The organism is Enterobacter sp. CFEC122 (assembly GCF_052983755.1).
In genome coordinates, this window is sequence record NZ_JBRIQR010000049.1 from 1 (window position 1) to 14,661 (window position 14,661).

Below are 14,661 nucleotides of genomic sequence, written 5' to 3' on the forward strand. Positions count from 1 at the left end.
ATGTTTTACAATCACGCATAAATCCCACACGGCGCTGCACTGTGTAATGGTCAGGGTGAACAACGTGGAGTGCAGCCAGCTCCGCGCTCGCAGGTCGGGGGCAGCCGAAAAAAAGATCCGGCCAAAGTCCTTTGTGGTAGCACTCAGGGAATAGCTTGCGGTAACCGGGGTGAATTTATCGTAAGCATAGCGGGAGGTGAAGATAATAATATTATTATAAATGGCCGCATTGCCCGTGAAAAAGTCTTTTCTTGAAAACTGCGCGAGGAGAAAACCTCTCGGCGTTTTATGCAGTTCCGCAGGAAGTGGAACGGGCGTCGCGAGTTTACCCCAAAAAGCAGTACAGATAATTTTTCCTTTTTCAATAAAACCGATATCGCCGAAATAGAGGTTGTTAAGCTTTATTTGTCTGTAGCTATCAAGGCTGGTTTTATCACACCCCTGCGTCGTTATGCTTTTAAGGCCCAGCGCCACGTTTTGGGACAGGTCTTCGGAATAATGTAAAAGGGTCCGGGATATTTCAAGCTGTTTGGTTTTTTGCTGACCAAGGATAACCGCATTGACCGCATAAAGAGACAGGATGACCAGAAGCGTTGAAACGATCGCAACGGCAATGCGCTTTTTCATTTTCCGGTTATCCTGTCCGCTCCCTGAATTCATAAATCTTAACACAGCCTGGGCAAGGCACAAGCCTGATAGTCACGCCGGGTGAGCAAATGCGGGCGGGTGAACTCATACGAAAGCATCAGTTTTTTAAGATAATTCTCAGCTAAGCTATTTTCATTGTTATAAGCAATACCGGGTTAGCACAGGCTCTTCTACCAGAACATCCATGCTTGTTTTTTCTATTAAGGAAAACATCGTGCGCAACGTGATGATCCCTATTCTCAGTGCCCTGTTTCTTTTTCTGATCGGCATACTGATTATTAACTGGCAGTTATGGCAGATGGCGAAAATGAATAACGTTCATACCGCCACGGTAAGCACCCAGAAAATAGAAAGCATTTTGTCGGAAGCCGTCAGTGCGGCCAGCACGGCGAAGCGCGTTGCGGAGCAGGGGTGTACCAGCAGCGGGCAGCTGGCGCTGGGGACAGAAGCTGCGCTAAAACCGCATCTGCGCGCCATCATGATCCAGCAGCAGGGGCAAATCATCTGTACATCCCTTCCGGGGAATGGCGTATTGATTGTTCATCCGGAGACGCTACCTGAAAAAGAATTAATGCTGCTCCCCGGTAATCGACTGGTGAACGGCATCCCGGTACTTGTCTTCCAGATGCCCATCGCGGGCGGGCGCATCATCGTCAGCGTCAGTGATGCGCATTTGCAGGACGTCATCGCGAATGCATCAAACAGCGTTGACCTGGGGTTGGTTGTCGGCGAAAGCATGTTTACGCGCAACGGTGACGTGACCGGATGGAAAGCGGCCTCGTGGACGGGTTCACTTACGGCATCTTCGCAATTCCCCTTTAGTCTGGCCTGGCAACCGCCTGCCTTTTTTAGCCTGACGCGGCTACTGCACCAGGGCTGGAGCCTGATACTGCTGATTCTCGCGCTATCCCTGGCGGTGGGCATTTTGATCCGTCGATACAAGGGAAAAAGCACCACCTTTGAAGACGATTTGCGTAAGGCCATTTTGCAGGGAGAGATCGTGCCTTACTACCAGCCGATCGTGAACGGGGACACCGGCGGGTTATACGGGGTTGAAGTCCTGGCAAGGTGGAAGCATCCAAAGTCTGGGTTTATCCCGCCGGATGTCTTTATTCCGATTGCTGAACGTAGCGGGTTGATTATTCCGCTGACCAAAGGCTTGATGGCGAAAGTGGTCACACAGCTTAAGCCGCTGTTGCCGAAGCTACCGGATGGGTTCCATATCGGGGTGAACATCAGCGCCAGACACATTGATGCCCCTTCTTTCCTTGGTGACTGTCGTCTCTTCGGTAAGGGGTTTCAGGGTAAAGCCGTGAAGCTGGTTCTCGAGGTGACCGAGCGTGAACCGTTGATCGATAATCCTCATCTGGTGGAAAACCTCAACGCGCTGCATAACGCCGGTTTTGTCATTGCACTGGATGATTTTGGTACGGGGTATTCCGGGCTGTCATGTCTTAATGCGCTTGCCATAGATTATATTAAAATTGATAAAAGCTTTGTTAACCGGGTTTCTGAGGAGAAGGACTCAACGATCCTGCTGGACTGCGTTATTGACCTGGCGAAAAAACTCTCATTGCGTATCGTGGCCGAAGGTGTAGAAACGAAAGAGCAGCTGGAGTATCTCAACCGTAATGAAATTACCCTGTTGCAGGGGTATTATTTTGGTAAACCCGTCACCTATATCGATTTTATTAAAGTCATTTTATCTAAGCCCAGGGAGGCCGTGATGCTGTAAAACGTCAGGCGCTGTAAAAAAAATCAGGAATAGAGCGGGTTGCCTGGCGGTGAAACACAAAATAAAGACGAGCTTCTGTTGTATGCTTAAGTGCAATTCATTTTCCTCTTATCCTGAGCTTTGTTACAGTGACAAGAGTTGTCAGCCAGGGATATCAGGCGTGATAAGGTGGAAAAGCTCGTGCATGTGAAAAATACTTTTTACACAACAACCATTACCGTCATCATTGTCTCATTGATCATCTCGCTGGCGCTTGCCGTCCAAATTGCCACGTCCAGACAGCAGTCAATCCAGCAAATTAATACCAGCGTCGCTAATCTTAGCCACACCCTGGATGTTTATACTGAAGGGATCATGCGCCAGAGTGAAATGTTAATTACTACCGTTTCCGACATAATCGAAATTTATGGCATGACCCCGCAGCAGGCGACCAATATTCAGCACATGATCCATAATCAGGATAACCTTCTTACCCAGATTAATAATGTGGTTGTTTACGATGCTCAGGGCGATATCTTCACCGCGCTGCATGAAAGTTTCACGGGGCCACGCAAAGGCTCGGACAGAGAGTTTTTTATCTATCACAAGGAAAATAAAACTCAGCAGGTCTTTATTGGGGAGCCGGTGGTAAGCAGAACCAATGGCAAATGGGTTATCACCCTCAGTCGGCGCCTTGAAACTCAGTCCGGAGCATTTAACGGTGTCGTGGTGGTGACGCTCGGTATTGAAAATTTTCTGGCACTCTACGGGCAGATTAATATCGGCCACTCGGGCGTCATCGGCTTAACGACGCAATCAGGCGTACTGCTGGTCCGTTATCCCTTTAAAAATACCTATATCGGCACGATTGTTTCTGATTCACCGCTCTTCAGGAAATATCTCAAAGTACAAAATACGGGGATAGCCAGCTCCATCTCACGGTTTGATAAAATCGAGCGCATCTATGCCTATGAGAAAAACAGACGCTACGGACTGGTCACCACAGTGGCCGTCAGCATTGATGAAGCTCTTGCACCCTGGCGCAAGCAGGCGATTCAGCTGGCGGTACTCATTTTCGTGTTTACGGCGATACTCATCGTGGCGTCGTACTTCCTGTATTCCGACCTGTCCCGAAAAACACGGGATAACAAAGCGCTGAAGATTATCGCTTCAGAAGATGCGTTGACCGGGCTGTACAACCGCCGCGTCTTTGATGAAAAAATCCTCTCGGAAATTGCTACGTGCGCCGCGCATGACGCGCCGATTTCGGTACTGATCGTGGACGTGGACTACTTCAAAAAATACAACGATAACTATGGTCATCCTGAAGGGGACCGGTGTCTGGCAATGCTCGGAAACAGCCTCAGGGAGAGCCTTACCCGTGATAATCAGCTTGTGGCGCGCTACGGCGGAGAGGAGTTTGCGCTGATATTGCCGGATGCGGATATTCAGGAGGCACTTCGTCTGGCCCAGACGATTATTCGCAATGTGTTCTCGCTGCAAATCGCGCATGCCTTTAGCCCCTTCGGCCGGGTGACGGTAAGCGTCGGAATTTCCACCGCCCGTGCCGTCGACATTGCAGGCAGCCAGCAAAATATCATTATTGCCGCAGACCAGGCGCTCTATCAGGCGAAACGCGCGGGACGTAACCGGTACGCGTTTGTTGGGGTATGAGCAAAAAAAAAGCCCACTCAGGAGTGGGCAAGAAATACTGGAAGCAATGTGAGCAATGTCGTACTGAATACCTGAGTGTTTCTCTCAACTATTCAGTGTTGAGAAAGATAATCTTTCTCAACAAAAGATGCAACCCCACAGTTTCTGTGGCCCGTACATTTTTTTGATGAATAATTCCCCACTCTCTCATTGTGATGCTTATCACAAATTTCCTTTCTGGAATCCTGTGCTATTCTTTTTTGTGTCGTTGATTTAATGACAAAAACCATACAGAGAGGAAAGTTATGGGAATTTTATCCTGGATTATCTTTGGGCTTATTGCGGGTATTCTGGCGAAGTGGATCATGCCGGGCAAAGATGGCGGTGGGTTTATCGTCACCGTAATACTGGGTATTGTCGGCGCGGTAGTCGGCGGCTGGATCAGTACGCTGTTCGGTTTTGGCAAGGTCGATGGCTTTAACTTCGGCAGTTTCGCCGTCGCGGTGATCGGTGCGCTGGTTGTTCTGTTTATCTACAGAAAGATCAAAAGCTAAGGTCTGAAAGCGTTGAAAAAGGCTGCCAGATGGCGGCCTTTTTACGTACTGGCGTTTACCACCAGCCAAGCTGCGTGCCGGCAAACGCCGCGATGGCAAAGATCAGCATAATGACGGTTGTCTTCCGCATTTATGCCCCCGGCGCCGCGTAACCGCCGACAAAAAACCACGCTAAAAATACCACCGCCGTTATAAATATAACGACCGGGAAGAGGATCCCTATTCTCATACCATCACCTGTTTCGGTTTCTGTAACGCCGTAGAGTGTACGGGGTTAATCCATAGTGAGAAAGCGTGATTTGCTTTTTCCTTTCTTATCCTGATACATCGCGACATCCGCAGCGCGTAACGCGCTGTCAGGATCGGTTGCGGCAGGGTCCACTTCGATCACGCCGAAGCTGGCGCCCGGATAAATAATATGAACGCTGCCCAGCCAGTATTCGCCAGCGATGCAGGCGCTGAGGCGCGTTTTGAGCAGCGTAAGCTGCGCGTTATCCCCGTCCTGGTGGGGCTGGCTCAGCGACGCCACCAGAAATTCATCCCCGCCCAGACGACCGATAATATCGTCCTGCTGTTTCTCTTCGGTCAAACGCTTGCCCACTTCTATCAGGAACTGGTCGCCAGCCTCGTGGCCGTAACGATCGTTAATCAGCTTGAAATCATCCAGATCGATGAACGCGATGATGGCGTTACGCTTAAGGTGCCGGGCCAGAGAAAAGAGGGTGGTCAGATCTTCAAAAATGGCGCGACGGTTGGGTAAACCGGTAAGGGCATCCGTATAGGAGTGCGCGATGAGGGCCGCATTGGCTTCGCGAAGCTGGGCGACCAGCGACTCTTTCTGAATGGACTGGGCGATCAGCCCGGCGAAGAGCTTCAGAACCTGTTCGCCGCGCTCGCTCAGCGGCTTTCTGGCCGTGCTGGTGGCACAGAGCGTTCCGTAAAGTGAACCATCCGCAAGATGGACAGGAATACTCATGTAGGTGGTAATGCCAAGTGCTTTCGCAGCTTCGCACTCGGGCCAACGCTCGGGCACGTCATTGCTGAATATCGTGTCACTATCCAGCGCGCGCTTGCACAGCGTCTCATCCCATGGGACGCTCAGCCCCTCCGGGATCGTCATCTGCTTGCTGTTGCGGGCGTAGAGAATGTGCTGTAGCCGCGCTTCGATATCCACCTTCGTCAGGTAGGTCGACTCCATGTCGGTGACAATCTCCAGCATCTCCAGCAGCTGGCGAACGAGGCTTTCAAGGGATTGCTCGGTGGCAAGGGTTTCTGAAACGCGAGCGAGGATAAGATCCGACATGACGTAGAATAACTCCCAGGCAGAAGACGTCTGCATCTGCATGTTATGCTGAATTTTTAGGCTTCAGACATAGTAAAACATGAATACAGAAAATTTAATATATGCAGGGGGCGGGCAGCAGGCGAGAAAAAAGCCCCGTTGTTGAGACCGGGGCAAAGACATCTTGATTACGGAATGATGTTCTCTGGTCATATTGAGAACATGCCACACTATAGTGCTGAAAAGTGCAGTTAAAATGGAGAAATCATGGAGAACGTGGCGATGACCCGTTACCCTTAGACTCTGATGACGTCAAAAGGATCAATGAGATGAGATTTCTGCTTCTGGCGCTGGCGCTTCCCCTGGCCGCCTGCACCGCCAAAACCACGCCACCTGATGCACCGAAACCGCCGCACGTTATCGGTATGGCGAACCCAGCTTCCGTCTACTGTCTGGAGAAAGGCGGGGAACAGGTCCCGGTTCAAAGCCCGCAGGGCGTGCGTACCGAGTGCAAATTACCGGGCGGCGAAGTGATTGATGAATGGACGCTCTATCGTCGCGACCATCCGCAACCCGCCAGGTGACAAAGTAATATTGCCTGCGATACACTTCTCTTTAAGATTATTCTTAGCCAGTTCCTGGCGTTCGTTATCGTGAGAGAAGTATGTTTCAGCTAAAACCGGGCAGCATGGCGATGATCGTTGGCGCCCGCACGGCGTCAGGCCGTCGCAATATTGGTAAATCCGTTGAGCTGTTTGGCCTTTGCCAGCCTGGCCTGCGTTTTGTTAACCCCGTCAACGGCGTGATGACGCAATTACCGGTCACCGCAGATCGCGCGCTTTGGCTGGTGACGGGTGACGTCTACGCCTTTGACAATCAGCATGGCTTTGCGTTTGTCCGCGCCGAACATCTGATGCCGCTCACCCCGGATGAAGCGCCGCAAATTCTGGATGAACTGACGATCGGCTGATCACAGATGGCGCAGCCAGTCGGCTAAGACCAGAGCGTGATTTTGCTCCGTGTTTTTGGCAGCAAAGAGCAGGGTGACGGTCTGCCTGCGCGCCAGCGTCGCCAGACGCGCGCCCTCGTCAGCCTGCTGCGCCAGCTCTTCCCGATAGGCCTGACTGAAGGCGGTGAAATCAATCGTGTCGCTGTGAAAAGCCTTGCGTAATTCATTCGAAGGCGTGAGCGCTTTACACCATTCGTCATACGCGAGATCCGTTTTCTTCAGCCCGCGCGGCCACAGCCTGTCCACCAGTACCCGATAGCCGTCGTCAGGGCTTGCCTGTTCGTATACCCGTTTGCACTGAATCATGATTCCACCCTCCCAATTTAAGGTATTGTGATAATTGCAAAAGATCGGTAGTCTGAGGTTCCTTATGTTATCTGATAATACTCTGGCATAAGGAACCTTTCATGGAACACCTCCCGGTTAAAACAACGCTGCGCATTGCGCTGGTTGGCGATTACAATCCCAATGTTATTGCGCATCAGGCTATCCCGCTGGCCATTGACGACGCCGCTGCAGTGCTTGACCTCACCGCCGATTACGACTGGCTGGCCACGACGGAGCTAACAAGCGCTGAAGATCTGGTGGGCTACGATGCCATCTGGCTGGTTCCTGCCAGCCCCTATAAAAACACGGCGGCCGCTTTTATTGCCGCGCGCTACGCCCGTGAGAACGGCATCCCGTTCCTGGGCACCTGCGGCGGGTTCCAGCATGCGCTGATTGAGTATGCCCGAAACGTGCTGGGCTGGGCTGATGCGGCACACGCTGAGACGGATACCGAAGGCACCATGGTGATTGCGCCGCTGACCTGCTCGCTGGTGGAAAAAACGGATGCCATTGAGCTGCGCAATAATACGCTGATCGCCAAAGCGTACGGCAAGCCCGAAATTGAAGAGGGGTATCACTGTAACTATGGCGTGTCGCCGGCGTTTGCGCAGGCGCTGGAAAGCGGTGATATGCATGTGACGGGCTGGGACGATCAGGGTGAAATTCGTGCCGCGGAGCTGGTGACGCACCCGTTCTTCGTGATCACCTTATTCCAGCATGAACGTGCCGCGCTGGAAGGACGCCCGGTCGTGCTGGTGCAGGCGATGCTGCGCGCAGCGCGCGGGTAAAAAAGGCAGACCCGGTGGTCTGCCTCAGGATTTAACGGGGCGCGATCTCCCGGTCTCGCCCGGCTAACACACCGCAGATAGCCATTATCACAGCGGCTAGCGCACAGCCCAGAAGCGGGATTTGCCAGTCTCCTGCGGTATCGTGAATTTTCCCCATCAGCGGCGGGCCGCAGGCGGCAAGCAGGTAGCCAATCGACTGTGCCATTCCGGAGAGCGCCGCCGCCTGGTGCGCAGAGCTGGCGCGCAGGCCGATGAACGTCAGGCCGAGGATCATTGTTGCCCCTGTGCCAAAGCCAAACATCAGCGTCCACATCACCGCCATTCCGGGCATAAACCATAATCCTGCCGCGCTTATCGCGCACATCAGGGCCACTAAGCCTGCGATCGCTCGCTGATCTTTCAGGCGGTGGAGGATCAGCGGAACGGCGAGTCCCGGCACGGCCGTGGCCAGCTGCAACAGACCGTGCACCGAACCGGCCTGCGCTTCGCTGTAGCCATGGCTCAGCAATATCGCTGGCAGCCAGCCGATGATGACGTAGTAGATCAGCGAGTTAATTCCTAAAAAGAGCGTCACCTGCCAGGCGAGGGCCGAGCGCCAGAGCGCGCGGTTTTGCAGCGCGCCTGCGCCCGTTACCGTTGCGACGTGTTTCTGACGCCACTGCGGCAGCCAGAGCAGCAGTGCGACCAGCGGAAACGCCATCAGCATCAGCAGCGCGCCATGCCAGCCCGCGCTCCCCTGTGCAAGGGGAACGATCATTGCTGAGCCAAACGCCGCCGAGACGCCCATCGTCAGGGAATAGGCGCCGGTGAGCTTCGCCACCTGGCCCGGAAAATCACGCTTAATTAATCCCGGTAACAGCACGTTCCCGAGCGCAATACCGCAGCCGACGATCGCCGTTCCGATGAAAAGCAAAGCGGCGGAAGGCAGCGAGCGAACGGCAATCCCGGCGCAAATGAGCAGCAGGGCGATAAACAGGCTGCGCTCCATGCCGATACGCCGGGCAACGCCTGCGGCGAGCGGCGAGACAAGGGCGAAAGCCAGCAGAGGCAGGGTGGTCAGCAGACCGGTTTGCGCCGTGCTTAAGCCATAATCAAGACGAATGGTATCGAGCAGCGGCGCTGCGCCAGTAAAGGTGACGCGAAGCGTGGTGGCAATCATCAGGATGCCTGCAATCAACAGCGCGCCGTGTTTTCCTGAGGTGCGAATAGCAGTAGTCATTATGTTCTCATACGTTCAAGCGAGCGCACACAATACCGATTTTCTCAGCGGTTGAAATCAGGCTAAAATGACAGTTTATCGCTCATATCGGACAAACTGATGATTGGTCTGGGACTGGAAGGCTACGATCCGGATAGCCAGTACGATGCAGCCGTCGCATTTCGCATTCAGGTAGTGGCGGAGGAACAATATATTCCGCTTCATCATCACCGTAAGGGGCAGCTGATTCTGGCCCTCGGCGGCGCAATCACCTGTGAAGTGGAAAATGCCATGCTGATGGTGCCGCCTCAGTATGCCGTCTGGATCCCTGGCCAGATGCCGCACAGCAACAGGGCCACGCCGGGCGCGCAGCTCTGCTTTTTGTTCATTGAGCCGGGGACTGCCAGCCTGCCCGAGCGCTGCTGTACCCTGAAAATTTCCCCCCTGGTGCGGGAGCTGATTTTATCGCTCGCGGAAAAATCACGTGAACAGCTGCAGCTCGCGGCCACCTCGCGTCTGGTGGACGTCCTGTTTGACGAGCTGCCGCTCCAGCGTCAGGAGCATCTGCAGCTGCCCGTGTCGCCCCATCCCAAAATCCGGCTGATGAGCGAGAAGATGGCGGAAGAGCCCGCCGCCTGGCAGACGCTGGCGCAGTGGGCGAGCCACTTCGCCATGAGCGAACGCAATCTGGCGCGGCTGGTAGTGAAGGAGACCGGTCTGAGCTTCCGCCGCTGGCGTCACCAGCTGCAGCTGATTGTGGCGTTACAGCATTTAATAAGCGGCAAATCGGTGCAGCAGGTGGCCCAGTCACTGGGCTATGACTCGACCACCGCGTTTATCACCATGTTCAGGAAGGGACTGGGCCAGACGCCGGCGCGTTATATGGCCAGCCTGACTACGACTTCCCAATAAACAGCGAGACAAGGCCTGCCGCAATCAGCGGGCCGACCGGCACGCCGCGAAAGAGCGCCACGCCCAGCACGGTGCCCACCAGCAGGCCCGCCACCAGCGAGGGCTGGCTGCTCATCAGCGTGACGCCGCGTCCGCCCAGCCATGACACAAAAATCCCCACCGCGATCGCCACCAGCGATTTCCAGTTTACAAACGAGTGCAGCAGCGTGGAGGCGGGAAGCGTGCCGCTGGCGATGGGCGCCATTACCCCTATGGTTAAGATGATGATCCCGATGGTGAGGCCTTGTTTTTCTATCCACGGGAAAAAGGTATTTAACGGAGTCACGCGCACAATAATCAGCACCAGAATCGAGATGGCAACGGTGGTGTTATGGCTGATAAAGCCGAGCGCGGCGAGTGCCAGAAGAATGAGCAGAGTAGGGTCAAACATAGGGAATCCTTGCCAGAATAATGGTCCTGTTTACTGTACGCGCAAACGCGGCAGAGAACAGTGTTAAAAAGATTTTATCGTTGTCATAACCTTGTCATTTACGCGGATTAAAACGAAAGCAGATATCGCAAAAGGGTCGCCATCATGAACGATCACATGTTTGTGGAAACGCTGATTATCTCCTCATCGTTTTTCGCTATTGCCGTTATTCTTGTTGCCTCCGTGCTGTTCCTGGAAAGAAAAGGCTGACAGGGGCGTCAGCCATCGCAGTTACGCTTTATGGAAGGTGACAAGCTCAGGACGGGCGATGCGCAGGTAATCCTGGGTATCCATAATCACGGATTTCTCCAGCAGGCCGGCGTTAAACGCGATTTCGTCAAAGCGCTCGAACAGCAGCGGGTCGGCAACCAGCGCCAGGTCAGGATGGAAGCTAAAGGGCGGGATAGCGCCGAAAACGCAGGCGGTCAGGGCATCGACTTCGGCAGGGCTGGCGAGGGAGGCCTTTAGCCCGCCAAAATGGCTGGCAAGCTGGCTCAGGTCAGCCTGCAGGTCGGCGGCGAGGATCGCCAGAACATGTTTCTTTACGCCGTTTCCCTTCACCTTGCAGACCAGGGCTTTGGCGCCTTGCCGCAGGTCGGTTCCGCGAATTTCACTTACCGCTTCACATTTCCCGACCGCCTCGTGCTCCATGACGCGAAAACGCGCGCCCTGCTCGGTGAGTAAGGTAATGAGCTGCTGGTGGGTTCCTGTTCCAATAACGTCGTCAGTCATAACGATTTTCCCGGTGATAATCCAGTATGCAGGGGTCTACATTAGCACGGGATGAACGGGGTCGAAAGAAAACAGCCAGCGGGTTCGCTGGCTGTGGGATTATGCGTTGCTGGTAGCAGACTGCTTGTGGAACAATTCGATAATTTTTATTTTATTGTATTATAAGGTTAATTTTTCTTCCCCAAATCATCCCCAAAACATATCCCCAAAACTCATATAACTCCAGCTTATCATTTGGCACTTTCTAAAAGTTATCCATCTCGCTAAATCACAAGTTTGTTCCATTCCAGACCACGATCATCTCCATACATTGTGCTCATCGCTTCAGTTTTATGACCAAGCAAAGTTTTGACATCAATGCCCTGTGCTTTATAGGTTCTAGATGAAAGTGATCGCTGCTCATGAAATGGGGGCAGGGCAATACAATCCTTTGGCCAGTCAATATTTGCTTTATCTCTCGCTTCTTTGAAATACTTAGATATTGTTTTTTCAGGAACGTGAGAACCAGCTTTACCATAAGCATGATGTTTCACATGGTGTATCAGGTATGGACTCACAACTGGGTCTCGACACTTACTTACTACTTCTGCAAGCGTCATGCCAATAGCATCACACCGTAAATTTAAAGGAATAGCTAACTTCATTCCTGTTTTACTTTGAGTTATATGAAGATGATTATCCCATATATCACTAAACTTCATCGCCACTATGTCACCAATACGTTGACCCGTCACCAAAGCCAATAGCATGGAATTCTGAGCGCATGGTGGCAATGTTCCCGCGCTTTCATAGATTAGCTTCCATTGTTCGATACTGAGCCTGCTTCGCTTGACCTTTGCTATCGGATTTTTAACTGCTAAAGCAGGATTGTAGCCGGGTTCAACCTCCCCAGCATGTTGAGCCTCTTTAAATACGTCGTTAAGTACGCTCCTAATCAGCTGACCCATTCGATGTTTACCTTCAGACTTATATTCATCAATAATTTTTGCGATTAACTTCGTGTCAACATCTTTTAGGCGAACGTTAGGAGCTCTGTCAGCCAGAACTTGAGCACATAACCTCCTAGATTTTACGGTCGGTTTTTTTATTTCTCCGTCACGCATCCTTTCCATCTGAATATCTACGTACCTTTTAATCCAATCTGCAACACGAATTCCCGGTTCTTTCTTTTCGGTACTCTTCATGGCCATATCAATCAGTGCGAAAGATTGACGAGTTTCCTGCTCAGAGGTTATCCGATTCAGCTCAGTTGCAGCGGCCTTTGCTGCCTCTTCATCGGTTCCGAAACCTATAAACGTTCCAGTGACAGGATGGCGATATTGCCAGTAAATTTTTGATGTACGTTTATCCAACTTGCAATAAAGGTTGGGTATTTTAACGTTATGCTTTCTGGGGCGAGCTGCCATTTATTGCTTTCTCCACTAACTGGCGAGCCTTGTCTGATAACGATGATGAAATATCCACATTGCCTACCATGCCAATAAAACGAGCGTCCTCATCAATAACCCAGCGTCGACCTTGCTTTAAAGCTGGTGGGAAAGTTTGCTTGGTCTTGGCTATTTTGTTTAGTGCTGAGTTGCTTAATGGATATTTGAACCCATTAGGACCCGACGCCCACTCATGTAGTGTTACTAACTGCCCCATACGTTGCTCTCCACTTAACCGGCTGCACCCGGCTATCTCTTATAGAAAATGCATGATGAGCAACCACCACGGAGCCCATCATTGCAGGTACGACATCTTTTTGTTTCGGTGTAATAAAGCTGGTGGACCATTTCCTTCGGCATGAGAACCGGCATCGGCACGCGGATAACCAGCTTTTTGAGCCTGTCGATTTCCCCGGCCAGTTCCAGCAGGCGGGAGCGACAATCTTCCGCCTCATCGCGCCACCATGCGACATCAGCCTTAAGGCGGCGCAAGCGCCGCTGCTTTAGTTTGCTCACCATGGTAGCCACCCCATACCCTGAAGTGCGCCGATGACCAGCAGCACGAACATTACTGCGACGAATGGGTTAGGCATCAGTCATCATCCTCATCATCATCTTCCTGTGACATCAGGAGAGGATTCATTCGACGGCCTACTTGGTTAGCGTAGCCGCGGCGACCTAGGTTGTGCAGCACTCCGTAGATTTCGAACATTTCGGTTCGCTCGTCACCAATATCAAGCTCACTGGCCAACTTATGGCATTCACTGGCCAGTTCCGATAATTTCTGGAGGAGTTCTGATTTATTCACAGCTTCACCTCCTGCTGTGGTGCTGCTGAGCCATGACCCAGGCCTTCATCTGTGAATGAAATAATCACTTTTGTCGGATCAGCACACTGCGGAGATTCTCCATTCCGGAAAACAACGAAACTGCTTCCGTAGAGTTCAGCCAGTTTCTCAGCTTTGGCTTGCCAATCAGGAATCACCGGAGAGTTGCCAGCGAAAACATCGGCGCGAACATAGAGAGTGTCGTCCTCGTGCTGATTGTCGCTGCACCACGTTAATTCGCTGAACTCGCCGTTCTCTGGCCATACTCCGGCAGTCTGAAGCCAGATATGCTCTGGCGCTTCCTTGCATGGCGTATTGACTGGAATATTTTCCGGAATATTTTGTTGTTGGTTTTGTGGTTGTTCGGCACCCTGAAGCATGGCGGCGCGATGATTATCTAGGCTAACGAACTCTTCGACCTCGAACCCGAATCCGATAGCATCAACAGCCTCTTCAGCATCGCGGGTGCACTTGTATAGCCGGCCATCTTCGTACTTGATTAAGTACAGGTCGGCTACTGGTTTAATGGTCATGATTTACCTCCCTGAAGCATGGCAGCGCGGCATGCGTTAAAACCGCGAACCCATGCTTCATCAACTTCCGTAATGTCATATTTGACGAATGCCGGGCAATCTTCAGCAGTAACCTCATCAGGCACAGATACAGGCGCTGGCGGGGCGGTGTAGAGCGGCTCAACGCCTGAGCAGTTGGGCTTGTAATCATTTAAAATCCAGTAACCGCAATCAGTTGGTGTTTCCTGAAAATGTCTCCACGCCACAGGCTCCGCTTCGAGCGATGCCAGCGCGATACGCGCCAGCTCATTCAGGATTGCCACATCAGCGTGACCGAGTGTGTAACCGGCCTTTAAATCTGAAATAGCATGCACTTGCTGTTTGGTAATAGTCCTCATGGGTTAGTCCTTCTTCGCTTCGGCTTTACGTTCAACTTCACGAATGGAGAAAGAGAAGTCATTCAGCAGGATGACGGCAGCCATAATGTTGCTATGGAGTTGCTCCTCAATGCGGTTCAGCATGATGCGCTGATCGGGATGCATTTCTTCAAACTTCGCGCGCTCAATCTGCCAGAGGTTGGCCGCCTCTAAAGTTTTGTTAGTAGCCATGA

At 52.3% G+C, this 14,661-nt stretch carries 22 protein-coding genes; 8 read left to right on the forward strand and 14 right to left on the reverse strand.

The features are described from left to right. A partial coding sequence (locus ACVCAM_RS23115; RefSeq protein WP_447093687.1) for a CSS-motif domain-containing protein occupies positions 1 to 627 on the reverse strand: 627 nt, incomplete at its 3' end. Between the two features lie 235 nt (positions 628 to 862). Here ACVCAM_RS23115 and ACVCAM_RS23120 point away from each other — a divergent pair. From ACVCAM_RS23120 to ACVCAM_RS23130, 3 genes are all read left to right on the forward strand, one after another. Then, positions 863 to 2,383: an EAL domain-containing protein gene (locus tag ACVCAM_RS23120; RefSeq protein WP_407223262.1), complete on the forward strand. Its 1,521-nt coding sequence runs from the start codon at positions 863 to 865 to the stop codon at positions 2,381 to 2,383. Positions 2,384 to 2,551: 168 nt separating this feature from the next. Continuing rightward, positions 2,552 to 4,036, forward strand: coding sequence for a sensor domain-containing diguanylate cyclase (locus tag ACVCAM_RS23125; RefSeq protein ID WP_021241040.1), 1,485 nt, complete (start codon positions 2,552 to 2,554; stop codon positions 4,034 to 4,036). Between the two features lie 284 nt (positions 4,037 to 4,320). Next, the gene (locus tag ACVCAM_RS23130; protein ID WP_008500746.1) at positions 4,321 to 4,569 is read left to right on the forward strand and encodes a GlsB/YeaQ/YmgE family stress response membrane protein; all 249 of its coding nucleotides are present in this window, start codon (positions 4,321 to 4,323) and stop codon (positions 4,567 to 4,569) included. A gap of 130 nt (positions 4,570 to 4,699) precedes the next feature. Here the strand turns inward: ACVCAM_RS23130 and ACVCAM_RS23135 are convergent, their stop codons facing one another. Together ACVCAM_RS23135 and ACVCAM_RS23140 are read right to left on the reverse strand one after the other, a co-directional pair. Beyond that, a complete protein-coding gene (locus tag ACVCAM_RS23135) occupies positions 4,700 to 4,798 on the reverse strand; it encodes a YoaK family small membrane protein (RefSeq protein WP_014883431.1) in 99 nt (32 codons plus the stop codon). A 45-nt stretch (positions 4,799 to 4,843) separates the two neighbouring features. Beyond that, a complete protein-coding gene (locus tag ACVCAM_RS23140) occupies positions 4,844 to 5,872 on the reverse strand; it encodes a sensor domain-containing diguanylate cyclase (protein ID WP_063453010.1) in 1,029 nt (342 codons plus the stop codon). 308 nt (positions 5,873 to 6,180) lie between these two features. Between ACVCAM_RS23140 and ACVCAM_RS23145 the strand changes: the two genes are divergently transcribed. Together ACVCAM_RS23145 and ACVCAM_RS23150 are read left to right on the forward strand one after the other, a co-directional pair. After that, entirely contained in the window at positions 6,181 to 6,435 is a 255-nt protein-coding gene (locus tag ACVCAM_RS23145) for a putative hemolysin (protein WP_008500743.1), read from the forward strand. Between the two features lie 80 nt (positions 6,436 to 6,515). Continuing rightward, complete coding sequence (locus tag ACVCAM_RS23150; protein ID WP_008500742.1) at positions 6,516 to 6,821, forward strand: hypothetical protein; 306 nt, start codon at positions 6,516 to 6,518, stop codon at positions 6,819 to 6,821. Here the strand turns inward: ACVCAM_RS23150 and ACVCAM_RS23155 are convergent, their stop codons facing one another. After that, a complete protein-coding gene (locus tag ACVCAM_RS23155) occupies positions 6,822 to 7,166 on the reverse strand; it encodes a DUF488 domain-containing protein (protein WP_025911736.1) in 345 nt (114 codons plus the stop codon). Positions 7,167 to 7,267: 101 nt separating this feature from the next. On the opposite strand from ACVCAM_RS23155, the gene ACVCAM_RS23160 reads away from it, so the two are divergent. Next, positions 7,268 to 7,975 (forward strand): CTP synthase C-terminal region-related (seleno)protein, encoded by a 708-nt coding sequence (locus tag ACVCAM_RS23160; protein ID WP_021241044.1) that lies wholly within the window; start codon positions 7,268 to 7,270, stop codon positions 7,973 to 7,975. A gap of 31 nt (positions 7,976 to 8,006) precedes the next feature. Here ACVCAM_RS23160 and ACVCAM_RS23165 read toward each other — a convergent pair whose 3' ends face one another. Beyond that, positions 8,007 to 9,194, reverse strand: a complete 1,188-nt coding sequence (locus ACVCAM_RS23165; protein ID WP_021241045.1) for a CynX/NimT family MFS transporter — start codon at positions 9,192 to 9,194, stop codon at positions 8,007 to 8,009. A gap of 99 nt (positions 9,195 to 9,293) precedes the next feature. Here ACVCAM_RS23165 and ACVCAM_RS23170 point away from each other — a divergent pair, with 99 nt between their 5' ends. Further along, positions 9,294 to 10,085: an AraC family transcriptional regulator gene (locus ACVCAM_RS23170; RefSeq protein WP_021241046.1), complete on the forward strand. Its 792-nt coding sequence runs from the start codon at positions 9,294 to 9,296 to the stop codon at positions 10,083 to 10,085. On the opposite strand, the gene ACVCAM_RS23175 is transcribed toward ACVCAM_RS23170, so the two are convergent. Then, complete coding sequence (locus ACVCAM_RS23175) at positions 10,069 to 10,515, reverse strand: DUF441 domain-containing protein (RefSeq protein ID WP_008500737.1); 447 nt, start codon at positions 10,513 to 10,515, stop codon at positions 10,069 to 10,071. The genes ACVCAM_RS23170 and ACVCAM_RS23175 overlap by 17 nt on opposite strands. A 144-nt stretch (positions 10,516 to 10,659) precedes the next feature. Between ACVCAM_RS23175 and yoaI the strand changes: the two genes are divergently transcribed. Continuing rightward, complete coding sequence (yoaI, locus tag ACVCAM_RS23180; protein WP_010430055.1) at positions 10,660 to 10,764, forward strand: small membrane protein YoaI; 105 nt, start codon at positions 10,660 to 10,662, stop codon at positions 10,762 to 10,764. Positions 10,765 to 10,785: 21 nt separating this feature from the next. Here yoaI and ACVCAM_RS23185 read toward each other — a convergent pair whose 3' ends face one another. From ACVCAM_RS23185 to ACVCAM_RS23220, 8 genes are all read right to left on the reverse strand, one after another. Next, entirely contained in the window at positions 10,786 to 11,286 is a 501-nt protein-coding gene (locus ACVCAM_RS23185) for a YbaK/prolyl-tRNA synthetase associated domain-containing protein (RefSeq protein ID WP_008500735.1), read from the reverse strand. A gap of 263 nt (positions 11,287 to 11,549) precedes the next feature. Further along, positions 11,550 to 12,692 (reverse strand): phage integrase Arm DNA-binding domain-containing protein, encoded by a 1,143-nt coding sequence (locus ACVCAM_RS23190; protein ID WP_447093688.1) that lies wholly within the window; start codon positions 12,690 to 12,692, stop codon positions 11,550 to 11,552. Continuing rightward, entirely contained in the window at positions 12,667 to 12,930 is a 264-nt protein-coding gene (locus ACVCAM_RS23195; protein WP_062676769.1) for an excisionase, read from the reverse strand. The genes ACVCAM_RS23190 and ACVCAM_RS23195 overlap by 26 nt, the downstream gene beginning before the upstream one ends. Before the next feature lie 32 nt (positions 12,931 to 12,962). After that, positions 12,963 to 13,232 (reverse strand): hypothetical protein, encoded by a 270-nt coding sequence (locus ACVCAM_RS23200; RefSeq protein ID WP_334758516.1) that lies wholly within the window; start codon positions 13,230 to 13,232, stop codon positions 12,963 to 12,965. 73 nt (positions 13,233 to 13,305) lie between these two features. Continuing rightward, on the reverse strand, positions 13,306 to 13,521 hold the full coding sequence (locus ACVCAM_RS23205; RefSeq protein ID WP_447093689.1) for a hypothetical protein: 216 nt from the start codon (positions 13,519 to 13,521) through the stop codon (positions 13,306 to 13,308). Further along, positions 13,518 to 14,072 carry a hypothetical protein gene (locus ACVCAM_RS23210; RefSeq protein WP_447093690.1) on the reverse strand — a complete coding sequence of 185 codons (555 nt, stop codon included), beginning with the start codon at positions 14,070 to 14,072 and terminating at the stop codon, positions 13,518 to 13,520. The genes ACVCAM_RS23205 and ACVCAM_RS23210 overlap by 4 nt, the downstream gene beginning before the upstream one ends. Continuing rightward, a complete protein-coding gene (locus ACVCAM_RS23215) occupies positions 14,069 to 14,449 on the reverse strand; it encodes a hypothetical protein (RefSeq protein WP_447093691.1) in 381 nt (126 codons plus the stop codon). The genes ACVCAM_RS23210 and ACVCAM_RS23215 overlap by 4 nt, the downstream gene beginning before the upstream one ends. A 3-nt stretch (positions 14,450 to 14,452) precedes the next feature. After that, a complete protein-coding gene (locus tag ACVCAM_RS23220) occupies positions 14,453 to 14,659 on the reverse strand; it encodes a hypothetical protein (protein WP_101737540.1) in 207 nt (68 codons plus the stop codon). Between the last annotated feature and the right edge of the window lie 2 nt (positions 14,660 to 14,661).